The sequence below is a fragment of the Shewanella indica genome (genome assembly GCF_033842865.1).
Classification (GTDB): Bacteria; Pseudomonadota; Gammaproteobacteria; order Enterobacterales; family Shewanellaceae; genus Shewanella; species Shewanella indica.
Genome location: NZ_JAWXXR010000001.1, coordinates 2561645 through 2584668, shown reverse-complemented (window position 1 = coordinate 2584668; position 23024 = coordinate 2561645). Strand labels below are relative to the sequence as shown.

18 protein-coding genes are annotated in these 23024 nt (G+C 51.8%); 3 read left to right on the top strand and 15 right to left on the bottom strand.

The genetic code is table 11. The features are described from left to right. Nucleotides 1–91 precede the first annotated feature (91 nt). Nucleotides 92–2506 (top strand): PilZ domain-containing protein, encoded by a 2415-nt coding sequence (locus SIL79_RS11665; protein ID WP_162206781.1) that lies wholly within the window; start codon nucleotides 92–94, stop codon nucleotides 2504–2506. Here SIL79_RS11665 and SIL79_RS11660 read toward each other — a convergent pair. Together SIL79_RS11660 and serB are read right to left on the bottom strand one after the other, a co-directional pair. Further along, nucleotides 2473–3393 (bottom strand): alpha/beta fold hydrolase, encoded by a 921-nt coding sequence (locus tag SIL79_RS11660; protein WP_162206780.1) that lies wholly within the window; start codon nucleotides 3391–3393, stop codon nucleotides 2473–2475. The genes SIL79_RS11665 and SIL79_RS11660 overlap by 34 nt on opposite strands. Before the next feature lie 91 nt (nucleotides 3394–3484). Then, complete coding sequence (serB, locus tag SIL79_RS11655; protein WP_405130437.1) at nucleotides 3485–4435, bottom strand: phosphoserine phosphatase SerB; 951 nt, start codon at nucleotides 4433–4435, stop codon at nucleotides 3485–3487. Between the two features lie 107 nt (nucleotides 4436–4542). Between serB and SIL79_RS11650 the strand changes: the two genes are divergently transcribed. Beyond that, nucleotides 4543–5646 (top strand): YtjB family periplasmic protein, encoded by a 1104-nt coding sequence (locus SIL79_RS11650; protein WP_233962546.1) that lies wholly within the window; start codon nucleotides 4543–4545, stop codon nucleotides 5644–5646. A 106-nt stretch (nucleotides 5647–5752) separates the two neighbouring features. On the opposite strand, the gene deoD is transcribed toward SIL79_RS11650, so the two are convergent. From deoD to pnp, 10 genes are all read right to left on the bottom strand, one after another. Next, nucleotides 5753–6463 (bottom strand): purine-nucleoside phosphorylase, encoded by a 711-nt coding sequence (gene deoD, locus SIL79_RS11645; protein ID WP_144361807.1) that lies wholly within the window; start codon nucleotides 6461–6463, stop codon nucleotides 5753–5755. 76 nt (nucleotides 6464–6539) lie between these two features. Continuing rightward, nucleotides 6540–7757, bottom strand: coding sequence for a phosphopentomutase (locus tag SIL79_RS11640; RefSeq protein ID WP_044733933.1), 1218 nt, complete (start codon nucleotides 7755–7757; stop codon nucleotides 6540–6542). Nucleotide 7758: 1 nt separating this feature from the next. After that, nucleotides 7759–9099, bottom strand: a complete 1341-nt coding sequence (deoA, locus tag SIL79_RS11635; protein WP_144361806.1) for a thymidine phosphorylase — start codon at nucleotides 9097–9099, stop codon at nucleotides 7759–7761. A gap of 143 nt (nucleotides 9100–9242) precedes the next feature. Next, entirely contained in the window at nucleotides 9243–10016 is a 774-nt protein-coding gene (gene deoC, locus SIL79_RS11630) for a deoxyribose-phosphate aldolase (RefSeq protein WP_071475600.1), read from the bottom strand. Nucleotides 10017–10405: 389 nt separating this feature from the next. After that, complete coding sequence (locus SIL79_RS11625) at nucleotides 10406–11257, bottom strand: nucleoside-specific channel-forming Tsx family protein (RefSeq protein WP_071475619.1); 852 nt, start codon at nucleotides 11255–11257, stop codon at nucleotides 10406–10408. Between the two features lie 295 nt (nucleotides 11258–11552). Continuing rightward, complete coding sequence (locus SIL79_RS11620) at nucleotides 11553–12848, bottom strand: NupC/NupG family nucleoside CNT transporter (protein ID WP_071475601.1); 1296 nt, start codon at nucleotides 12846–12848, stop codon at nucleotides 11553–11555. Nucleotides 12849–13024: 176 nt separating this feature from the next. Next, nucleotides 13025–13822 (bottom strand): TatD family hydrolase, encoded by a 798-nt coding sequence (locus SIL79_RS11615; RefSeq protein WP_039033696.1) that lies wholly within the window; start codon nucleotides 13820–13822, stop codon nucleotides 13025–13027. Nucleotides 13823–14050: 228 nt separating this feature from the next. Beyond that, nucleotides 14051–15634, bottom strand: a complete 1584-nt coding sequence (gene prfC, locus SIL79_RS11610) for a peptide chain release factor 3 (protein WP_039033646.1) — start codon at nucleotides 15632–15634, stop codon at nucleotides 14051–14053. Between the two features lie 99 nt (nucleotides 15635–15733). Further along, the gene (nlpI, locus tag SIL79_RS11605) at nucleotides 15734–16633 is read right to left on the bottom strand and encodes a lipoprotein NlpI (RefSeq protein ID WP_071475603.1); all 900 of its coding nucleotides are present in this window, start codon (nucleotides 16631–16633) and stop codon (nucleotides 15734–15736) included. Nucleotides 16634–16786: 153 nt separating this feature from the next. Then, nucleotides 16787–18889, bottom strand: a complete 2103-nt coding sequence (pnp, locus tag SIL79_RS11600) for a polyribonucleotide nucleotidyltransferase (RefSeq protein WP_039033644.1) — start codon at nucleotides 18887–18889, stop codon at nucleotides 16787–16789. Nucleotides 18890–19092: 203 nt separating this feature from the next. Here pnp and SIL79_RS11595 point away from each other — a divergent pair, with 203 nt between their 5' ends. Continuing rightward, entirely contained in the window at nucleotides 19093–21147 is a 2055-nt protein-coding gene (locus SIL79_RS11595) for a putative bifunctional diguanylate cyclase/phosphodiesterase (protein ID WP_039033643.1), read from the top strand. A gap of 127 nt (nucleotides 21148–21274) precedes the next feature. Here SIL79_RS11595 and rpsO read toward each other — a convergent pair whose 3' ends face one another. The 3 genes from rpsO to rbfA all read right to left on the bottom strand — a co-directional run bounded on the left by rpsO (nucleotide 21275) and on the right by rbfA (nucleotide 23005). After that, entirely contained in the window at nucleotides 21275–21544 is a 270-nt protein-coding gene (rpsO, locus tag SIL79_RS11590) for a 30S ribosomal protein S15 (RefSeq protein ID WP_039033642.1), read from the bottom strand. A gap of 100 nt (nucleotides 21545–21644) precedes the next feature. Further along, nucleotides 21645–22592, bottom strand: a complete 948-nt coding sequence (gene truB, locus SIL79_RS11585) for a tRNA pseudouridine(55) synthase TruB (protein WP_039033641.1) — start codon at nucleotides 22590–22592, stop codon at nucleotides 21645–21647. Beyond that, nucleotides 22592–23005 carry a 30S ribosome-binding factor RbfA gene (rbfA, locus tag SIL79_RS11580; RefSeq protein WP_039033640.1) on the bottom strand — a complete coding sequence of 138 codons (414 nt, stop codon included), beginning with the start codon at nucleotides 23003–23005 and terminating at the stop codon, nucleotides 22592–22594. Before rbfA ends, truB begins: the two co-directional genes overlap by 1 nt. Between the last annotated feature and the right edge of the window lie 19 nt (nucleotides 23006–23024).

Below are 23024 nucleotides of genomic sequence, written 5' to 3'. Positions count from 1 at the left end.
TAATCCCGATTTGGGTTCAAGCTTCCCAAAGCCGGGCCGACATAAGACTAACAGTCAGCACAAGAATAAGCACCCTTTAAAGAGCGAGTCCATGAGCCCAGATCACCACAGCGCCCTGATTGAGCAACTCAAGCCCCTGATGATGGAGCCGGACTTTAGTGAGATCTTCTTGCAGCTCACCGCCGAAGAGTCCAACTCGACCCGCTTTCTGTTAAAGATGGAAATCCAGCGCCTGGCTTCCCCCTGTCTGAGGATCATTGATCTCAGAGACAAATCGGAACTGCCCTGCCTGGAGTATCGCTTCGCTGACCAACGCCATTATCTCGATGCCCCGGCCAAAGAGGCCTTAGATGCCGCACTGGCGCTGTACCGCAACCAGTACACAATGGGAGTATATGAACAGGTGATGGAGGCTCATCGCCAGCGTCGCCAACGACTACAGCAAACGCCCCGCAATCAGGAAGGCCAGGAGAATCCCTATCTGGTACCCGGAATCGTCCTGGGACGTTACTTCAACCGCAGTGAAGAGCGGATGAACTACAGCATCAAGATAGCGGTTTCCCAACCCGGCAGAGAAGAGTTGCGCGGCAATACCGCAGATCTTTCCGTCGGTGGCGCCAGGGTGCGCCTGCCTGCCAGACACAACTTAGATCTTAACCGGCCGCTAAGGGTCAAGCTACTGGACCTCAGCGATGAATACTATTACCGGGATCTGCAACTCGGAGTCGACTACCAGATAGTCGATGCCCAGACAGAGCAGGACACCTGCTGGATGCGGCTAAAACGCATCGGCGGCAGTGAGCAACTCTCCGAGCTACTTGCCAGCCTTATTCGCGGTTATAAGTTCCGTTACAAGGTGGATGTCAACGATGTACTGACAACAGCAACAGGACTGGGATTCGAGCGCCATTATCTGGCCCATCTGCCACACCTGCCGCTGTTTATCGAGCAGGACAGCCAAGGCAACCCAACTATTGGCGCTTTGCTGCTGAGCCGGGACAATCAGGCACTGCTGCACGATTTTCTCGATGAAGCCGATATCAACCAATTGCCGGGACTGCTGAGCAAGCAGAGACTGGCGGCCATGCTCGCCGAGCCGGACAACGCCGACCACAGATTACTGTTCAGCTTTACCTATAATGCCCGTGGTCAACTCTACTTCTACTCAGCCAGCCTCAGCGAGCTGAAAAAAAGCCGCCTGCAACCTCTGTTTCTGGGCTTTGGTGCCACCAAGGGCAGTTGGAAGGTTATCCAGGTGAGCCTGGATACCATAGACCACCGGGGTTCCTACAAGGCCTCCATGCTCCCGGGGGATGACAGCAACTACTCGGCACTGACTGAGCAGCAGCTGAGCAAATACAGCCACATATTACAGTTGATGGACGTGACCGACGAACAGGCCGCCGAAGAGTATCGTCGCTGGCCATTCAAGATGGACGCCAATGAGCTCAAGCGTTTCGGCCAAGCCAAAATTACCACCAACAGTATCCGATTGGTGTCCATGTATTTCAGCGAGCGGCGCCAGGAAGCCAGGTTCTCCTTCAAGACCTTGGTCAACATCAGTCAGGGCAAACAGCAATACACAGGGATCACCCATGATATTTCCAGTCGTGGCCTGCAGCTGAATCTGGATGAAAACGCGACTCTCAATCCCAAGGAGCCGCTGCTGCTGAGCTTTCCCAAACTGCAGGAGCTGGCGCCCAAGGCAAAACTGCAGGCGCTGCCCTATCGATTGGTGCGCAGCCGTAAAAACGGTGTCACCCTGCATCTGGCAGCGGTGATGGGCCACACGCCTCATCCGGGAGTGGAGTTTTTACATCGCCTGATAGAGCAAAACCGCGAGAAATTGCAGCAACTGACAGAGGATAACTCTGAGGTCAAAGAACTGGCCGAAGGAATGAAAAACCTCTTGATGCGCAAACTGCATTCAGTGCCTTTCCTTGTGGAAAAAACCGTCAAGTCTTTCCGTTTGTCGGCGCTGGGGGTCGGCGTAGAGCCGGATGTCGTCAGCGACTTGTTCGCCAACAGCAGCGCTGAACAGTTGCAGTTCAATCTCGAACCTTTACTGCAAGACGGCCGGCTGAAGCGCGACTTTATCGGTCCGATACGGGCAATGAAGCCGCAGATGACTATGGACAGCTTCGAAGTCTTTGTGCAGTTGGTGCGCCAATCCAGCGGCCAGTTGCGGCTGCGCTGCACTGCCCGCCATGAGCTGACAGAGCGTCAGGCTCAAATAGATTTTATTCGTCAGGCGCAATCGCTCGGCAGCTTTATGGCCTTGAAAGTCTATCGCGGCGCTGCCGGTAAACCGGATCTGGGCTATATCCGCCGCGAGCTGGAATATATAGGTGTCCATGCCAAGCACAAGGCCAAGAAGCTCGAAGAGATGCTATGGCGGGTAGTGGGCGTCGGCGAGTTTTTGGAGATCACCAGCGAGGTATTGCTGCGCTACCCGGAACTGAACCCTGAAGCTCAATCACTGACGCTGGAAAGCTCAAAGCCCTGATACCAGGCAAGCACCTTGTTGAAATGATCGGTCGGTGCATCCACATGGGTCAGCATATCCGCATGACCATAGTCGTGGCGATTGCCGTTTTCCCGTGACAGCAAGGTAAAGCGACTATTCTGCAAGCCGCATTCGGCCATCATATCCAACACATCTTCCGGGTTGCCGAGCACAGTGTCATTCTGTCCGGCGATAAACCAACTCTTGGGCCAAGTGGCTTTGGCGGCAGCCTGGCCATAGTCAAAACCATCGTCATGATCTATCCAATCTCCGCGCACCCAATCTATGCTCTGCTGCAGCGAAGCCCGGCTCTCGTTATCCATACCCATGCGCCACTTGTCGGCCGCAAGATAGCCGTGACCGGCGGCAATCCCGGGAGCCAGGCGGTTCCAAACAAGATCCACCATCAACCACTTTTTCAGTGACCTGACTCTTATGGTGCGCTTGCTGCCAAAGGTAAGCAGTGATGCCACCGAGGCTTGCAGCTCAGGAAACCGGGCCAGGGCACTGGCCATCAGCACCCCGCCCCAGGAATGGGCGCACCAATGCAGCTTGTCCAGCGACTCGGCCTTAAGCAGATATTGCTGCACCAAGGGTAGTTGTTCACGGATGACCTCGCCTTGCCCAAGCTCGAACCCACGCGCCAGCTTAGGCGTGCTGAGGCCACGACCTGCACTATCCATTACATAGACGGTAAAGCCCGCCTGAGCCAGAAACGGCGCCAGACCTCGACCTCTGCTGCTATAAAATACCCGGCCGTTGGACATGGCACCATGCAACATCAAAATCGGGATCTGATGCCGAAAACCGGCAGCGGGAGAAATTTTGCGAAGGTGAAGCTCACCATCGCGATAAGGCAGAAAGATTGATTGCTGTACAGTTTCCATGAATTGTGTCGTCACCGGGTTCTATAGCAGAAGCTAATAAAACCCGGTCATAAAAACAAGAGCAATCACTCTAGTTCTAACGGTTGACGCTTCAGCGCCCTTGCAGCAAGAAAGGTAATGCCTGCAGGCCCAGCTTATTGATCTTCGCCGCAGCCGCCGCAGCCAGCTTAGGTTTGGCATGATAGGCAATACCAAAATCGGCCGCCTGCACCATGGGGATGTCGTTGGCGCCATCGCCTATAGCCAACCTTTGCCCGGCAGCTATCTGCCACTGCTCGGCGCATTTTGTCACCACATCGGCCTTGAAGGCGGCATCCACTACCTGGCCGCGAACCTCGCCGAGCAACTTGCCATCGCTTATCACCAACTCGTTGGCAAAGGCGGCATCCAACCCAAGCAACTGCTGCAGATGACCAACAAAGGGAGTAAAACCACCTGAGGCTACCACAGTGCGCCAGCCATGGGACTTGAGCTCGGCTATCATGCTCTCAAGCCCTGGACTCAGGGGCAAGCGGGCACAGAGATCATCAATAATACTTTGGTCGGCGCCCTTGAGCTTGGCCACCCTCTGGCGCAGGCTTTGTTCAAAGTCCAGCTCTCCCTGCATCGCCCGCTCGGTCACTTGTGCCACCTCGGCGCCCACTCCGGCAGCGGCCGCCAATTCATCGATACACTCAATGGTAATCGCGGTCGAGTCCATATCCATCACCAACAGGCCTGGAGTAGAAAGCTCAGGTAAATTCGCTGTCGCGGCTATGGGCAGGTAATCCAGCTCGCCAATTGACTCAAGACGTTGCAACATGGCTTGACAGGGGCTGGTTTCGAGTTGTAACTCAAGCCCATACAAGGATTGCTCGCGCTGCAAAATTGCCACCGCCCTCGGTGCCAGCTCAAGAAGCAAGTCGGCAACAGCAGCCGCGGCCTTTTCACTGAAGATCAACCGCAGTCGCTCGCCTTGAGCGTGTAGCCCTTCCTTGAATGCCGGCCAAGTGTGCTGCTGCAGACTCAAGGTATAGACGCCATCTTGACGCTGACTGGCCAACAGGGGAAAAGGTAAGACTGACTCCATGGTCACTGCTCTCCGGCTATCGGGCATACCCATAATCCATTATGATTAGGGAAACACCGAATTGATTAAGGGACAAAGTATTGTTGTTCAAGGGCCTTAAAAAAAGCCAGAAGATCAGCAGACTGCTGCAGATCGCCATAGCCGTCACTCTGCTGGTCGGCCTGGTCCAGCTGTGGCAGACAAGCCTACTACAAGGGCAGCGGCTTCTGAAGACCCAAACCCAAAAGATGGCCAGATTATTGGTGCAACAAACAGCCTACGGTGCCGCCCCGGCGCTGCAACTGCAAAATGATGAGCAGTTGCAGTGGCTCGCCAGCGCATTGGTGGAAGATCCCAAGGTGATGGCGGCGACTATCTACAGTGAGGATGGCCAGCGCTTATCCTTTGCCCAGGACGTCAGCCCCGAATTGTTGGAGCCGGATTCCCCGGAACTGGATGATCTGCTGGCGCCCTATCCCCCTTATGTCGAGCCGGTGATCCAGCAAGGTAACAACCTGGGGTTTGTCGAAGTCAGGTTGGATCCCAAGCTGTTTTTCAATGAGATCCAGGAAGCCCACCAGCTGAATATGGAGCAGCAGCAACTGATGCTGATAGTCGCGGGCTTTATCGGCCTGCTATTATCACGGGCCTTGTCGTTCAAACGCGCCGACTTTGACCGCCGCCGCACCCGGGTCAAACGCAGGCGTAAAAAGCTCAAGCAGCAAGACAAAGCAGCCGCCAAGGAAGCCGCGGATACTGAACTGATTGCCACCGAAAGCCAAGATTCAGCCCCGGATACAGGCGAATCCCAGACAGAGCTTGCCGCTGAATTCAACACCAATACGTCTCCCAAACAGGCTGAACAGCCCGCCAAAGCATCGGCCACAAAGGCTGCCAGGCCAGAGCTCTCAGAGGTAAACACCGAATCTGGGATTGGCAATAAAACAGGGGAAAAAATCCAAACAGAAACAGGCTCTGAAACTTCAGCATCCCCAATTGACCCAAGTAACCAAAGAGACCAAAGAGACCAAAGAGACCAAAGCGAAGCCAAGCAAGCCAAGCAAGCCAAGCAAGCCAAGCAAGCCAGCGATAGCCTGAACCCGGATCCTGTCGATGCGGACAATCCCCGCAGTAAACGTCCCAGGACAGAAGTAGCCCCCAAACGGGAGTCACAAACTGCAGAAGCAAACAAAAAGAACAACTAGCCTGAAAGCTAGCTTCTGCTGCAGAGCTGCGCTCCAGGAATAAACGAAAAGGCTTAAACAATAAGGGCTCCCGAGGGAGCCCTTATGATGTCAGTTCGCTACCGGATTACAGGGTAACCGCGGCGTCTAGCGTCATGACGATCATATCGTTGAAAGTGGTTTGACGCTCATCAGAGCTGGTCTTCTCACCGGTACGGATATGGTCGGAGACAGTTACCACGCAAAGAGCGCGGGCACCGAATTCATGGGCAACACCGTAGAGACCGGCAGCTTCCATTTCCACACCCAGTACCCCCATCTTTTCCATCACGTCGAACATTTCAGGATCCGGAGTGTAGAAGAGATCGGCAGAGAACACGTTACCTACACGAATTTTGGTACCGTGAGCCTTGGCTGAGTCAACCACAGCGCTCATCAGCTCATAGTTGGCGATAGCGGCAAAGTCCTGGCCCTTGAAACGCAGACGGTTTACCTGGGAATCGGTGCAGGCGCCCATGCCGATGATCACATCGCGCACTTTCACGTCAGTACTGATTGCACCACAGGTGCCCACACGGATCAGGTTCTTGACACCATAGTCCTTGATAAGCTCAGTGGCATAAATGGAGCAGGAAGGGATACCCATACCTGAACCCATCACAGAGATACGCTTACCTTTGTAAGTACCGGTAAAACCAAGCATGTTACGTACATCGGTAACCTGCTCTACGTTTTCCAGAAAGGTTTCGGCAATGTACTTGGCCCGCAGTGGATCGCCAGGGAAAAGTACGGTTTCAGCGAATGCGCCGTCAACTGCATTTATATGTGGTGTTGCCATCGAAATAACCCCGTTAGTTTTATAAAGACTCAAGTCTGTTTATTAAAGACGGCTCCGGCGAGGGAGCCAAATCTTGTCAGCGAATAAATGATTCGCCGTATTCCATTGGTTCCAGCTTGAAGTAGCTGGCAATGGATTGGCCGATATCGGCAAAGCTCTTGCGACGCCCCAACGAGCCGGCACTCAAACCTGCGCCATAGGCCAGAACCGGCACATGTTCGCGGGTATGATCTGTGCCTTCCCAGGTAGGGTCGCAACCATGGTCTGCGGTCAGGATAAGCAAGTCATCCTTATTCAGCAGTGCCAGGATTTCAGGCAATCTTGCATCAAAGTATTCCAGTCCCCGGGCGTAACCTGCCACGTCGCGGCGGTGACCATAATGGGAGTCGAAATCCACGAAGTTGGTGAAGACTATGGTGTTGTCACCGGCAGCCTTGACCTGCTCCAGTGTAGCATCAAACAAGGCTTCCAGGCCCGAGGCCTTAACCTTGCTGGTGATACCGCAGTGGGCATAAATATCGGAAATTTTACCGACACTGACCACTTGGCCGCCGGCGGCTTTGAGCTTATCCAGCACAGTTTTCGCCGGTGGCTCTACTGCGTAGTCACGGCGATTGCCGGTGCGAGCAAAATCGGCGGCGCCGCTGCCAACAAAAGGTCGCGCTATGACTCGGCCGATATTATATGGCTCAAGCTCTTCACGGGCGATTTCACACAAACGGTAGAGGTTCTCCAGGCCGAAGCTTTCTTCATGGCAGGCAATCTGGAACACAGAGTCGGCCGAAGTGTAGAAGATAGGCAGGCCGGAACGCATATGTTCTTCACCCAACTCTTCAAGAATCGCAGTTCCGGATGCGTGACAATTACCGAGGAAACCGCCAAGGCCGGCGCGCGCCAGGATCTTATCGGTCAATTCTTTGGGGAAAGAGTTTTGCTTGTCGCTGAAATAGCCCCAATCAAACAGCACGGGAACACCGGCCATTTCCCAGTGACCACTGGGGGTATCCTTGCCTGAGCTCAGCTCTTCGGCATGGCCATAAGCGCCTATCAGCTCGACATCGGCGTCAAACCCAGGGGCAAACTGACCTGTGCTTTCCATGGCGGCATGTGCCAGCCCCAGACGGCTAAGATTGGGCAACTTCAGCGGCCCTTCACGGCCATCATTGGCACGCCCTTCGGCACACTCTTTGGCGATATGACCAAAGGTATCTGAACCCAGGTCACCAAACTTGGCAGCATCACCGGCTGCACCGACGCCGAAGGAATCCAGCATTAAAATAATGGTACGTTTCATACTACTTCTCCTGGAGATCGGCGGCGCGGATGGCGCGATAAATCTCCGGTGTTTTCTCAGGGGCGCTGTCGCCAATGACTATGGCTCGGCGCACAGCGGCAGCGGCTTCTTCGAAGGCGCTTTCTGACTGGGCATGCACCATTGCCAGCGGCTTGTCGGCATTGATTTCATGTCCCAGGGCACAAACCTGTGTCAGGCCGACGCTGTAATCCAGGGCATCACCAGGCTTACGACGACCACCACCCAAAGTGACCACAGCCAAGCCGAGTTCACGGGTATCCATACTGTAAGCAAAGCCTGAACGCTCGGCATATACAGGACGAATAATCTTGGCTTGGGGCAAATATTTTTCAGGATGTTCGACAAAATCGGCCGGGCCACCCAGTCCGCAAACCATACGGGCGAAGATCTCGGCGGCCTTGCCATTATCCAGCACGGCGTTGAGCTTACTGCGGGCCTCGGCCTCATTGGCGGCAAGGCCACCGAGCAGCAACATCTCACTGCAAAGTCCCATGGTGACTTCGTAGAGGCGCGGATTACGATATTTGCCGGTAAGGAAATTCACCGCCTCAAGCACTTCGACCGCGTTCCCGGCGCAGGAGGCCAACACCTGGTTCATATCTGTCAGCAGCGCCGTGGTCTTGGTACCTGCACCATTGGCAACCGCAACAATAGAGCGAGCCAGCTCCTCGGATGCCTGATAAGTAGGCATAAAGGCACCGCTGCCCACTTTGACGTCCATCGCCAGCGCATCCAGGCTACAAGCCAGCTTCTTCGACAGAATAGAGGCGGTGATAAGCGGGATCGATTCGACGGTGGCCGTGTTGTCACGAATGGAATAGAAACGCTTGTCGGCGGGCACCAGATCGCCGGTTTGACCGATAATGGCCACACCGACCTCTTTAACTACCTTACGGAATAGTTCGCTGTCGGGCTCAGTCTGATAGCCGGGAATGGCGTCAAACTTATCCAGAGTACCACCTGTGTGGCCCAGACCACGACCGGAAATCATGGGAACATAACCGCCGCAGGCTGCCGCCATAGGGCCAAGCATCAGGCTGATAACATCACCCACGCCGCCTGTGCTGTGTTTGTCTATGACAGGGCCGTCGAGCTGCAGGCTATCCCAATTGAGCACAGTGCCGGAATCACGCATAGCCGTAGTCAGTGCGATGCGCTCATCCATGGTCATGTCGTTAAAATACACCGCCATCCCGAATGCAGCTATCTGACCTTCAGACACACTGTTATCGGTAATGCCTTTGACAAAGAACTGGATCTCCTCCTTGGAAAGCGCCATTTTTTCACGTTTTTTACGGATTATCTCTTGTGCCAGAAACATAATACTGCCTCCTTTCTGCTGCAACCTTGTCTATAAAAGCTGTTACAGCATTGGGGTTGGACGTCAAATGTGTAGTAATTTTATTACAGATACTAACCAAGTTTTGACGTCCCCAAATAGACTTGGATCACAATCAGCGGGGATTAGTAACCTTGAGTCGGTGCTGGTGCGTCAGCCAGTTCCAGCGTGTGCAGCAGACTGGCCAGCAGGCTGGATGCACCGAAACGGAAAGTCCGGGGAGACACCCAGTCACTGCCCAGAATACGCTCGGCTACGCCAAGAAATTCAGCAGCTTGGGCGGCATCACGCACACCACCGGCGGGCTTGAAGCCTACAGCAGGATTCTTCTCACTGATAACAGTCAGCATGATTTCAGCTGCTTCAAGAGTGGCATTGACCGGCACCTTACCGGTAGAGGTTTTGATAAAGTCAGCGCCGGCATCGATAGACAGCTCAGAAGCCTTGCGAATAAGCGCCGGGTCTTTCAGCTCGCCGGATTCGATGATCACCTTCAACAGCACATCTTCACCACAGGCTTCTTTGCAAGCCTTCACCAGCTCAAAACCAACAGTTTCGTTGCCTTCCATCAGCGCACGATAAGGGAATACCACATCCACTTCATCAGCACCGTAAGCGACTGCTGCACGAGTTTCCAGCACCGCGATAGCGATGTCATCATTGCCGTGAGGGAAGTTGGTGACTGTGGCAATACGGATATCATCGGCACCCATGGCATCCAGAGTCTTGCGCGCGATAGGAATAAAACGTGGATAAATGCAGATAGCAGCGGTATGACCGGCCGGGGTATTGGCCTTATGACACAGATCAATCACCTTCTGATCGGTATCATCATCATTCAAGGTGGTCAGGTCCATCAGTTGGATGGCGCGCTGTGCTGCTTGTTTTAAATCGCTCATAATTGCTCTCCGAGACATAAAATCAAAGGATTAAAAATCTGTCTTGGCAGCGCCAGAGGGGCTTTTGTGGTTATTGTTATGGCCGGGCCTTCGGGCGACGCCTGCATTTGACTGCAAATCATCTTTGTAGGGTATTCAACCTTGATAACGAGTATCACGACTTGAATCCTTGAAGACCGGGAAGGGGGAACTCGAGTTCCTTGCCTTGCCGCGAAAAATCCCTTTTAACGCGAGAAATCTGTCAACCTTTACATAAACAAGCTGAACCAGCTTCCGGCTATTAATCCGGGTTCATTGAACCCAATTCACTATAGCTCAGGCTTAGGTAAAGATTAAGTCAGAGCAAAATAAAAACGGGGGTCACCCAATTGGGTCACCCCCATCAGAACTTAGAACTTGTAGGTCGCGCTCAGGTAGTGAGACCAACCTGTAGATTCCAGAGCCAGAGCACCGGCACCATCTTCAATCAGGTATACGTCTTTAAAGCCTTTCAGGCCATAACCCAGAGCGTAACGGTCTGAATGCCAGTACAGACCGAAGAATACGTTACCACCATTGGTAGATGTTGGTACGAAAGCGGTCTTGTTTTCGTCAGCACCGAACTGGTAGTCGATGTAGCCCTGGAATGACAGGAAGCTCTTGTTGTCGAAGAAGTAGAAAGGCTTGAACCAGTTCATGGAGAACTGATAACCGTTCCATTCTTTGTTGTTCAGGTCGTAGTATCCATACAGGTTCATGCCGGTTTTGCCCAGCCATGGCACCATAACGTCAGCACCCACACCCCAGAAAGAGCTGTTTACACCTGTACCATCACCGTCGTTAATCAGACCGTCCCAGTTAAACAGAGTAGAGAAGTAAACTTCTTGAATTGGACCGAATGACAGATCTTTACCAAATACGGCATCCAAGGAGATACGTGGTGCAAATTTCATGAACAGCTTGCTGCTGCCTGAACCTGGGTTCTTGTCACCGTCGTTGGTGTACTGGTTACCCAGGTTAAACACGTCAACATAACCGTACAGGTCAAAGATACCGGAACGACCACCGAATTCCATTTCCAGGTAGTTGTGCTGATCACCTGTAGCTGGGTTATCGGGCTTCTCACCGATAGAATACATCAGGTTGAACTGCATCCACTTGTAATCACTGCCGTGCAGATCAGAACGATCAGCGGCGTAAGCATTGCCTGACATGGCGGCGACCGCGGTAGCGGCTAAAGCTAAAGTTTTAACGTTTTTCATCATCAACCCCATTCATCTTTGGTTCTCGCCACCCTCTTGGAGCGGCATTCTTTTAATTGGCGCCCGCATTCTACCTTCTCCGTCCAAAACTACAAGAAAGACAAAAATAAAATGCGAACACTTAATTTTATATTTGAACAAAAGTACCCATTTCACTCACTTGCCAGAAATATCTGCACTCTTGTTCTGCTCATCTTGCCAACCATAGATAGGCATATGAGCCAAGCAAAGCTAATTTGGAAATCGATTGGGTTAACAAGAGGCCTGCGAATTCAGGCCTCTGTTCACTACCGTCTTACAGTGCCAGGAACAAACCGGCCAGAGTCGCACTCATCAAGTTAGCCAGAGAACCGGCAACCACAGCACGCAGACCCAGTTTAGCCAGATCGTGACGACGATTTGGTGCCATGGCACCCAAACCGCCCAGCAGAATTGCGATGGAAGACAGGTTAGCAAAGCCACACAGAGCGAAAGAGACAATCGCCATTGTACGGGCTGTCATTGGCGCCTGAGTTTCAGCCACACACATAGGCAACTCTTTAGTGACGTCAGCGGCAACTGTAGTACAAGCCATAGCAGCATCATGGATGTAGGGTGCAAAGTTCATGTAAGCCACAAACTCGTTGACCACTATCTTCTGACCGATGAAAGAACCTGCAATCATGGCTTCATTCCAAGGCACACCAATGAGGTAAGCCAGCGGCATGAAGATATAACCCAGGATCAGTTCCAAGGTCAGGTTTTCCATGCCGAACCAACCGCCGATACCACCAATGATACCGTTGATCATGGCAATCAAACCGATGAAGGCCAGCAGCATAGCACCAACGTTCAGCGCCAGGTGCATACCGGAAGAAGCACCGGCTGCAGCAGCGTCAAGCACGTTAGCTGGCTTGTCAGGATCGTCCGGCAGCTCATCCATGTCGTTCTTGGCAGTTTCTGTCTCTGGGTGCATCAATTTGGCCATCAACAAGCCACCTGGAGCGGCCATGAAAGATGCCGCAACCAGATACTGGATCGGTACACCCATCTGCGCGTAACCTGCCAGAACAGAACCCGCGATAGATGCCAGACCACCGACCATAATGGCGAACAGCTCAGATTGAGTCATGGTAGGAATGAAGGGACGAACCACCAGAGGTGCTTCGGTCTGACCCACGAAGATATTGGCAGTGGCAGACATAGACTCGGTACGGCTGGTACCCAGGGCCTTCTGCAAGGCGCCGCCTATGATGCGGATAATCCACTGCATGATGCCCAGATAATAGAGCACAGCGATCAGAGAAGAGAAGAACACTATGATTGGCAGCACGTTTACTGCGAAGATAAAGCCGACCTTAAAGTTAGCCAAATCACCAAACAGGAAACCGATACCATTTTGTGCATAACCGATAACACTGGAAACAGCGTCGGAGATACTTTTCAGGATATCTTTACCGACCGGCACATACAGCACAAAGCCACCGAAAGCGGCCTGAATCGCCAGTGCACCACCGACTGTTCTAAGATTGATTGCTTTCTTGTTGTTGGACAACAAGAAACCAATCGCGAGTAGGGTGACCACCCCTACCAAGCTCATAAGTATATTCATTAACCATCACCCTATTGTTAACGCTTTTTAATTATGTTGTTAACCAACCTTTTTCCGAGCAAGATTATACCCGACCTCCGGGGCAAAATCGTCGTTTTGATCAAGTTTTTGAAGTTAATTTTCAAAAGTTTAGTCACCGCATGTAATGCGAGTTACACCTGTTCCATTAAAAAAAACTAAAGCTCAAATAGTTGCATTAGATTCTGTTGGAGGTGTTCTGATATTAGAACATTGCTGTTTTTCTGCAAATTCGCCATTTCGGCTATTATTTGTACCAGCGTCAGAGGGGTATTGCGCTTTTCCGGCAAGAAATGAGGTGCCATTGAGGGTGAATCCGTCTCGATCAAGAGCGCATCCAGAGGTAATTTGCTAACTGTGTCACGTAACTTTTTTGCGTTTTTATTCAGCAATAAGCCACCAATCCCCAATTTGAAACCCAGTTCCAGATAAGCGATTGCTGTTTCGTAGGAGCCGTTGAATGCATGAACCACTCCGCCCCGCGGCAGTGAATACTGTTTCAGCATTCCCAAGAGTTCATTATGGGTCTTCACCGAATGTAATATCAGTGGCAGCTTCAACTCCGACGCCAAGGCCAACTGCCCATCAAGCACTCGGTATTGTAAATTCCAAGGGGCATGCGCCGGGTTATCTGGTGCGAGCTCTGCCTTGGGTTTATCCAAACCACACTCGCCAATTCCCACCATCAAAGAGTCATTCGCCGTTATGAGCTCGGTTCTCAGTGCGGCAAGGGATTGATCACATTCAATGAGGGTTTTCGGGCAATACCAGGGATGGATCCCCAAGGTATAAGGCAGTTGCAGTTGGTGAGCAATCGCTTTCTGTTTTGACCAATGTTCACGGCTAACACCGGGAATTATGGCCCCACCAATACCGGCAGCCTTCATCGCGGCTATGAGGGCTTGCCTGTCATGATCAAACTCACTGAAATCCAGATGAGCATGGGAGTCAAAGATCATGTTGCTTTCCTTCTTTTTGTTCGTCTGCCAGAGGTTCTTCCTGCTCACGTTTCTTTAATGGCGGATCGCTGAGCCTTGGCATACAACAACGGCGACTATCTTCGGTTAACCCCAAGCTGTCGCAAAAACGGATGTAACTTTTCCAGCATTTTTGAATAAAAAACATCAGAAGATCTCTCAACAACATCCCAATAAAAAAGGTGGAGCAAGCTCCACCTTTATGATTTAGTGTTCCCGGGTCTTGGCAAACTCAATATCCGGATAGCGCTCCATGGATAAATTAAGATTAACCATGGTCGGAGCGATATAAGTCAGGTTATCACCGCCATCCAATGCCAGATTGGTGGAGCACTTACGTTGGAACTCTTCCAGCTTACGGGCATCATCACAGTAGACCCAACGCGCGGTTGCCACGTTTATAGCCTCATAGATGGCTTCCACGTTGTATTCCGATTTGAGTCTGGCGACCACCACTTCAAACTGCAGTACCCCAACAGCCCCTACGATCAAATCATTGGTATCCAGAGGACGAAAAACCTGTACAGCCCCTTCTTCCGAGAGTTGCACCAGGCCTTTGAGCAGCTGTTTCTGCTTCAGCGGATCTTTAAGACGAATACGACGGAACATTTCCGGTGCAAAGTTGGGGATCCCGGAAAACTTCAACTCTTCACCTTGGGTAAAGGTATCGCCAATCTGAATGGTGCCATGATTGTGCAAACCTATAATATCGCCGGCGTAAGCTTCGGCGGCGCGCTCACGGTCACCGGCCATAAAAGTAACCGCATCTGAGATACTGATAGTTTTCCCTAAGCGGACATGCTTCATCTTCATGCCCTGGGTATATTTACCGGAAACGATACGCATAAAGGCGATACGGTCTCTGTGTTTCGGATCCATGTTTGCCTGGATCTTGAATACGAAACCGGAAAACTTCTCTTCTCCGGCTTCGACCAGACGCTCGGTGGTCTGCCTAGGCATAGGTTTGGGAGCCCAAGCGGTCAAGCCATCGAGCATATGGTCGACCCCAAAGTTACCCAAGGCGGTACCGAAGAACACAGGTGTCAGCTCACCACTCAAGAATAGTTCAAGATCAAATTCATTGGAGGCGCCGGTTACCAACTCCATCTCGTCACGTAGCTGTGTTGCAAGGTCGCTGCCAACGGCTTCATCCAGCTCAGGGTTATCCAACCCTTTAACTATCCGCACTTCCTGAATGGTGTGACCGTGACCTGTCTGATACAGAATGGTTTCATCGCGGTGAATATGGTAAACGCCTTTGAAAGACTTACCACAACCTATGGGCCAACTGACCGGAGCACAGAGAATATCGAGCTCGTTTTCCACTTCATCGAGCAATTCCATCGGATCGCGGATATCCCGGTCAAGCTTGTTCATGAAGGTGACGATCGGGGTGTCACGCAGCCGAGTCACTTCCATCAACTTACGGGTTCTGTCCTCAACCCCTTTGGCAGCATCGATAACCATAAGGCAGGAGTCCACCGCTGTCAGGGTACGGTAGGTATCCTCAGAGAAGTCTTCGTGACCTGGGGTATCCAGCAGGTTGACCAAGCAGTCGTTGTAAGGAAACTGCATTACAGAAGTCGTGACCGAGATCCCCCGCTCCTTTTCCATCTCCATCCAGTCAGATTTCGCATGCTGAGACGAGCCACGGCCTTTTACTGTACCGGCAGATTGAATGGCGCGGCCATGAAGCAAGACTTTTTCTGTGATAGTGGTTTTACCCGCATCCGGGTGAGAAATGATGGCGAAGGTGCGGCGCTTGTCCACTTCGACTTTAATACCTGACATGATCTTCCGTACACTTATGACGCTTGAAAAAGGCGCAAATTATAGCGCCTCACTCAGGCCTTGGCTAGGCAAGGCCTTTGATTGTCAGATAAAGGTAGATCAGTTAGCCGTCTGTTGCACAGGTTCCGGCGTTTGCTCCAGCAATGCCAGTTCCATTCGGGCATATCTGTGCTCGACAAAATCATAGATATTGGTGGCCAGTGCCAGGCGCAGATAATCAGCAGCCTTATCTTTATCGCCTTGTTCGGCCGCCACCTTAGCCAGATAAAAGTAGGTTTCACACAAGCGCTCTGCATACTCTTTGGGGTGAGTCAGGCCACTCTTGGCCATGGCAAACACCCGAGATTCATCAACCGCTCCCAGGTAATAGTCGACCAACACTGTCGCCCAGGCATTGTCATCCAAACGGGTACGATTAAACTGCAACCTTGCCAGCGCTTCCTGGGGGGAGAGCTCATATTCGATCAGATATAACCACAGCGCCCGGTAACCATCACTTTCATCCTTGAGATAAAAGCTTTCCATGTCTTTGGCAGCCAGCTGTTTGCGCTCGCCATAGTAAAGTGCAATACCACGATTGAGGAAGGCATAATCATATTCAGGAGACAACTCAAGAACCGCATCAAAGGCCTCATAAGCGCTCTCAAACTCCCCCTCCTGAGTGTAATAAATACCGAGGAAGTTATAGGCATCAGCTAAGTTGGGTTGCAGTTTCAACGCCTGATGAAAATCGATGCGAGCCAAGATCCTCAAGCCCACGCTGTCGTATATAACGCCGCGGTCATAATGAAAACGAGCCCGTTGCTCGGTAGTGAGTTCAGCCCTGGCCAGGATTTCATTGAGTTTTGCCAGAGTGACTTCCAACTTATAGTCCGGCAAAACAGGGGCAACCAACAATTCACTGTTGGCTTCAGACGCCGGCAGGGAAGCGCATCCCGAAGTCAGCAAACTGGCTCCGGCCAGTACAGAAAACACAGCGGCGCGCAGATTAAAACTCATCCAATCCATCCTTTGTCATATCCCAATGCAGGCTCAATCATAGCAATACAGCCGTACCTACGCTATCCGCCTGCGGTGGCAAATCCAAGATAATTTAAGTTTTAACCATAAAAAAGGAGACCCTAAGGTCTCCTTTTCTCATGCAATGAAAGCTTACTCGGCAGCTTCTGGAGCGGCTTGTTGTGCTTCCTTGATAGACAGACGTACACGGCCCTGACGATCCACTTCCATTACCTTAACGGCAACTTCCTGATTCAGTTGCAGGTAGTCGGATACGTTGGCCACACGCTCTTCAGCGATTTGAGAGATGTGTACCAGACCATCTTTACCGGGCAGTATGTTAACGAAGGCACCGAAGTCAACGATGCGGATAACTTTACCCTTGTAGATGCGACCCACTTCCACTTCAGAGGTGATCTCTTCAATGCGGCGGATAGCTTCCTTGGTGGCGTCGGCATTGCTTGAAGCAATCTTTACAGTGCCATCGTCTTCCAGCTCAATGGTAGTACCAGTCTCTTCGGTCAGCGCGCGGATAGTTGCACCGCCCTTACCTATCACTTCACGGATCTTCTCAGGGTTGATCTTGATGGTAGTGATACGTGGAGCGTGGTCAGAGATATCGTCACGGGCAGAGCCAATGGCCTGGTCCATCACATTAAGGATATGCACACGGGCACCATAGGCTTGCTGCAGTGCAATTTCCATGATCTCTTTGGTGATACCTTCAATCTTGATATCCATCTGTAGTGCGGTTACACCATCACGGGTACCGGCCACTTTAAAGTCCATATCACCCAGATGATCTTCATCACCCAGAATGTCAGACAATACGACGAAATCATCACCTTCTTTCACCAAACCCATGGCGATACCGGCAACTGAAGTCTTGATAGGTACACCGGCATCCATCAGCGCCAGAGAAGTACCACACACAGACGCCATAGAGCTGGAGCCGTTGGATTCAGTGATTTCAGATACTACGCGCACGCTGTATGGGAATTCTTCAGCAGAAGGCATTACGGCGTTGATACCACGCCATGCCAGCTTACCGTGACCGATTTCACGACGCTTGGGTGAACCCACCATGCCGGTTTCACCAACAGAGTATGGAGGGAAATTATAGTGCAACATGAAGCGGTTGGTACGCTCGCCCATGATGGAGTCAATCTTCTGTGCATCACGCTCGGTACCCAGAGTACAGGTCACCAGAGCCTGAGTTTCACCACGGGTGAACAGGGCGCTACCGTGAGTACGTGGCAGCACGCCGGCCATCACAGACAGGGCACGTACCATATCAGGCTCACGACCGTCGATACGAGGCATACCTTTGATGATACGACTACGAACCACTTTCTTCTCCAGGCTACCCAGCAGGCCGTCCAGCTCACGCTGATCCAGTTCAGGGTTTTCCTCGAGCAGCTTTTCAATAGCAGCTTTCTTGACTTCAACTACCGCATCGCGGCGCTCATGCTTGGCGATGATCTGGTAAGCGGCGGTAAGACCTTCCTCTGCCAGCGCCTTAACCTTGGCAACCAGCTCTTCATTGGCAACAGGAGCAGTCCAGTCCCAAGCAGGCTTACCGGCTTCGGCCTTGAGTTCATTGATGGCATTAACCACTACCTGCTGCTGCTCGTGACCGTATACCACGGCGCCCAGCATCACTTCTTCAGGCAGGGCCTTGGCTTCAGATTCCACCATAAGCACAGCGCTCTGGGTACCGGCAACAACCAGATCCAGCTGGCTGTTTTCACGCTGCTCTGCACCAGGGTTCAGCACATATTCGCCATTGATGTAACCGACACGTGCCGCACCCAGAGGACCATTGAATGGAATACCGGAAATAGCCAAAGCAGCAGAAGTACCTATCATGGCCACGATGTCTGGCTCGATCTGTGGATCAACAGAAACCACAGTGATGATCACTTGAACTTCGTTGGTAAAACCATCAGGGAACAGTGGACGGATAGGACGGTCAATCAGGCGGGCGATCAGTGTTTCATCTTCGGATGGTCGACCTTCACGCTTGAAGAAACCACCAGGGATCTTACCGGCTGCGTAAGTCTTTTCCTGATAGTTAACAGTCAGCGGGAAGAAGTCACGGCTTGGGTCTGCTTCTTTCTTGCCAACCACAGTCACCAGAACTGTAGTATCGCCCATGCTGGCCAGAACGGCTGCATCGGCTTGGCGTGCAATAACCCCTGTTTCCAGAGTGACTGTGTGTTGACCATACTCAAAACTTTTTACAATTGGATTCACTTGACCCATTCCTTAATTTAATAACCTTGAATTTCGCGCGTAAGTATACTGCAAACCTCTAGAATAGATAAAGAGTGCCAGATGATGACAAAGACGCTTCTTTTTTCTAAAGTGGACTATATCAATCACATGTTGCTGCATTGCTACCGAATTGGACTAGCCTTGAATATAGAATTCGCCCCCATAATAGCAGGAAAAGGCAGATGAATACCGCCAGGTTCAAGTCGCTCACCTGGAAGCAAACCAATCTGGTGGTTTTCACAGCTCTTTTCTTTGCCGTTGCTATTTTTATCATTGAAATTTTGATTGTAGTGACCACAGAAAGGCAATCGTTGCTCAGTAGTCAACAAGAGTTACTCGACTCAGTTGAACAACCGGCCGCCAATGCGGTCTGGGCATTGGATGACAATTTGGCGCGTCAGACAATGGAAGGCGTGATGAAAGTGGAGCATGTCGGTTCAGCCAGGATCACCCTGGATGACAACTCCCTATTCGTCAATCTCGGCAGCAGCCGTCCTGAGCCTTCTGATACTTTTGGACATTTGAGTCTCAAACTGTTTGGCGATCTCAAGCAGATATCAAGGCCACTGCAACGTCCTTTTTATTTTGAAGGCGCGGAAAAAGAGCAACTGATAGGCACGCTCACCATCAATTATGATACCCGAGAGTTGACCCAAAGCCTGATCAGCCAACTGCAGTTCAGTTTTGCCGCCACCCTGGCCAGGGCGTTGTTTCTGACACTGGTGCTGTCCATAGTGTTCCACCGTTTCCTGACCCAACCCATCGCCCGGATCAGTGAAGCAATAGACAAAATTGACCCTGAGTCACCGGATGAAAACATGCTGCCGGTATCAGCCAACCACAAAGATGACGAATTGGGACTGGTAACCTCCAAATTCAATCAGATCCTTAAACAATTCAGCCAGACCCAAAGCAAGCTGCGCAAAATGGCGACCCGGGACCCTCTCACCGGCCTGCCCAACCGTACCTTGTTATTGGAAACTATAGCCGTTGCCATTCAGCGTGCCCGGGTACATAAACGCAACTTCAGCCTGCTGTTTATCGACCTCGATAGATTCAAAAACGTCAACGACTCACTGGGGCATGCGGTGGGTGACCAGTTTCTGGCAAGAATTGCCCGGATTCTGGAACGGGTGGTCGGAGACAAGGGAACTGTAGCCCGTCTCGGTGGGGATGAATTTGTGATCCTGGCCGATGAGATTCAATCACCAACTCAGGCGGCCGACTTTGTAGACAAGCTGTTAATCCAGCTCAACACCCCAGTGCAACTCAATGAACATACCATTCACCCGGCCGCATCCATAGGCATCTCCATCTATCCCGAAGATGGCCTGAGTGCCGAAGATCTTATTCGTCACGCCGATATCGCCATGTACAGCGCCAAGGCAGCCGGTTCTAACCAATGGGCCTTCTTCAAGCAGCAGATGACAGAGCGGGCGGCGGTGAGACTGCGCACCGAAGCCTCGCTGCACGATGCCATTCGCAACAACGAATTTCTGCTGCACTTTCAACCAAAAGTTAATATCGAGACCGGTGAACTGGTGGGATGTGAGGCACTGATCCGCTGGCAAAAAGACGGCCGTTTGATAAGCCCCATGTCCTTTATTCCGGTTGCCGAAGAAACCGGGATCATCATTCCTATTGGCCGCTGGGTCATAGAGCAAAGCTGCCGGGTACTGCGGCGCTGGCAAAAACGCTATAATTTCAGTCCTCCAATCGCTGTCAATGTCGCTTCACAACAGTTTGCCGACGCCAGCCTGGTACCGGATATCAAACAGATGGCTCTGCGCTATCAAATAAGGCCCGAACTGTTGGAGGTGGAGATCACCGAGACCTCATTGATGAATGACATTGAGCTGGCGATCAGCAAGCTTGAACAGCTTAAATCGGCAGGCTTTGGTATTGCCGTCGACGACTTCGGCACGGGTTACTCATCCCTCTCTTACCTAAGACACCTACCAATCACCACCATGAAGATTGACCGCTGTTTTGTGACCGATCTTCCTCAAGAGAGCGCAATAGCTTCCACCATTCTGATGCTGGGGCGACAATTGGATCTGAAAATTGTCGCTGAAGGTATTGAGAACGAGCAGCAACTTGAATGGCTGAAGCAAAATCATTGCGCCATAGGTCAAGGCTTTTATTTCAGTCAGCCGCTGTCACTGGAGGAGTTTGAAGCTAAATACATAGCCCCCCATACTGCCAGGATCCTCAAATTGGATGGCCAACTGAGCTGAATTGTAATCAATCGGTTTTAGAGGACTGACATTAAGTGAAAAGGGACGAGCTAAAATACGCTTCCCCAAAATTGCAGACACAAAAAAAGGAGGCCTGGGCCTCCTCTTCTTTTGGTACAGTTCGCGATTAGCGACGCAGACCCAGCTTCTGGATCAGAGCGGTATAACGAGCAACGTCGGTACGCTTCAGGTAAGCCAGCAGCTTACGACGAGAACTAACCATACGCAGCAGACCACGACGTGAGTGGTGATCGTGAGTGTGTTCTTTAAAGTGGCCTTGCAGGTGGTTGATCTGAGCAGTCAACAGCGCAACCTGAACTTCAGTAGAACCGCTATCGTTTTCGCCACGGCCGAACTCAGCCAGGATTTTCGCTTTCGCTTCAGTACTTAGTGACATGTGTCTCTCCAAAATAGTCTTGATAGTTTCCCCAGCCGATCACTAACTCAGCCAAGGGCGCGACATAATAACCCCAAGGGCTGTAGATCGCAAGTCAAGCTCAGCTTTTTGCCTCAGGCAACACTACCAAGCGCTTGGGAGCCAGCAAACCATCATCATTCATCATGCCGACACCAATAAAGCGTTTGCTGTCACCCAAGGTGATCCGCACCAGAGTATCGGCTTCCAACTTAGCAACCCGCACCGGGTTACCATTAAGCAGATATCCGGCCATGGCATCGGGGACATTGCACTCTGGAAGGTCGGCAACCGCCGTATCCATGGGAAGCAGCAAAGGGTCCAATAGCTCGGAAGGCACCCGCTCTTCGGTCATGGCCTGTTCCAGCAAGGCTTCGAGCTGTGCCAGACTAACCATGCGTTCATAGGGATAACCCGCCACCTGAGTACGACGCAACATGATCACATGGGCGCCACAACCAAGCATTTCACCCAAGTCATCTACGATAGTACGAATGTAAGTGCCCTTGGAACAGTGAATATCCAGCGTCAGCTCGTCATTCTCCCAAGAGATGAACTTGAGCTCATAGACGTGAATAGGCCTGGCTTCCCGAGGCACCTCTTTACCTTCCCGGGCGTACTTGTACAAGGGCTGACCCTGATACTTGAGCGCCGAGTACATGGAAGGCACCTGCATGCTATCACCACGAAAATGCTCCAGCGCCTGTTCCAGTTGGGCCATGGAAAACTCAACCGGCCGGGTTTGCACCACTTCACCATCTGAATCGCTGGTATCAGTGCGCTGCCCAAGCTTGGCAGTCACCAGATAACGTTTATCGGCATCCAACAGGTGCTGGGAAAACTTGGTAGCTTCGCCAAGGCAGATGGGCAGCATCCCGGTCGCCAGTGGATCCAGCGCGCCGGTATGGCCAGCCTTGGCGGCATTGTAGATCCGCTTTACCCTTTGCAGGGCAAAGTTGGAGCTCATGCCTGTGTCTTTATCCAACAGGACGATACCATCGACCAAACGGCCTTTGGGACGACGCGCCATCAGTTGTTTTCCTCATCCTTGTCTTGAGATTCGGTGCCAAAGGTTTGCTGCTTGGCCTTGTCCTTATTAATAACCTCGGTTACCAGGTTGGACATTCTCATCCCCTCGACCAGAGACTTGTCATAGACAAATTTCAGTTCAGGCATCACCCTAAGCTTCATTCTGCCGGCAACCAGGGTGCGGGCATAAGGTGCTGCCTTGTTGAGTGCAGCCAGCTTTTCATCAACCTTAACCGGGTCTTCTTCAAAGAAGGTGACATACACTTTTGCATAACTCAGATCCCGTGAGACTTCCACGTCGTTGACTGTGACCATGCCTACACGAGGATCTTTCATATCACGCTGCAGTACCTGCGCCAGTTCCTGTTGCAGTTGCTGGGCGATACGCCGGGTACGACTAAATTCTTTTGCCATAGTATTCTTCCCCAAAATC

What these genes read in the sequence shown, in the direction of transcription:
- SIL79_RS11620 (WP_071475601.1), bottom strand. Translation starts at nt 12,848, where the DNA reads ATGAATATACTTATGAGCTTGGTAGGGGTGGTCACCCTACTCGCGATT.
- deoC (WP_071475600.1), bottom strand. Translation starts at nt 10,016, where the DNA reads ATGAGCGATTTAAAACAAGCAGCACAGCGCGCCATCCAACTGATGGAC.
- deoD (WP_144361807.1), bottom strand. Translation starts at nt 6,463, where the DNA reads ATGGCAACACCACATATAAATGCAGTTGACGGCGCATTCGCTGAAACC.
- rpsO (WP_039033642.1), bottom strand. Translation starts at nt 21,544, where the DNA reads ATGTCACTAAGTACTGAAGCGAAAGCGAAAATCCTGGCTGAGTTCGGC.
- SIL79_RS11640 (WP_044733933.1), bottom strand. Translation starts at nt 7,757, where the DNA reads ATGAAACGTACCATTATTTTAATGCTGGATTCCTTCGGCGTCGGTGCA.
- truB (WP_039033641.1), bottom strand. Translation starts at nt 22,592, where the DNA reads ATGGCGCGTCGTCCCAAAGGCCGTTTGGTCGATGGTATCGTCCTGTTG.
- SIL79_RS11625 (WP_071475619.1), bottom strand. Translation starts at nt 11,257, where the DNA reads ATGAAAAACGTTAAAACTTTAGCTTTAGCCGCTACCGCGGTCGCCGCC.
- SIL79_RS11660 (WP_162206780.1), bottom strand. Translation starts at nt 3,393, where the DNA reads ATGGAAACTGTACAGCAATCAATCTTTCTGCCTTATCGCGATGGTGAG.
- prfC (WP_039033646.1), bottom strand. Translation starts at nt 15,634, where the DNA reads ATGTCAGGTATTAAAGTCGAAGTGGACAAGCGCCGCACCTTCGCCATC.
- SIL79_RS11595 (WP_039033643.1), top strand. Translation starts at nt 19,093, where the DNA reads ATGAATACCGCCAGGTTCAAGTCGCTCACCTGGAAGCAAACCAATCTG.
- deoA (WP_144361806.1), bottom strand. Translation starts at nt 9,099, where the DNA reads ATGTTTCTGGCACAAGAGATAATCCGTAAAAAACGTGAAAAAATGGCG.
- SIL79_RS11665 (WP_162206781.1), top strand. Translation starts at nt 92, where the DNA reads ATGAGCCCAGATCACCACAGCGCCCTGATTGAGCAACTCAAGCCCCTG.
- rbfA (WP_039033640.1), bottom strand. Translation starts at nt 23,005, where the DNA reads ATGGCAAAAGAATTTAGTCGTACCCGGCGTATCGCCCAGCAACTGCAA.
- nlpI (WP_071475603.1), bottom strand. Translation starts at nt 16,633, where the DNA reads ATGAGTTTTAATCTGCGCGCCGCTGTGTTTTCTGTACTGGCCGGAGCC.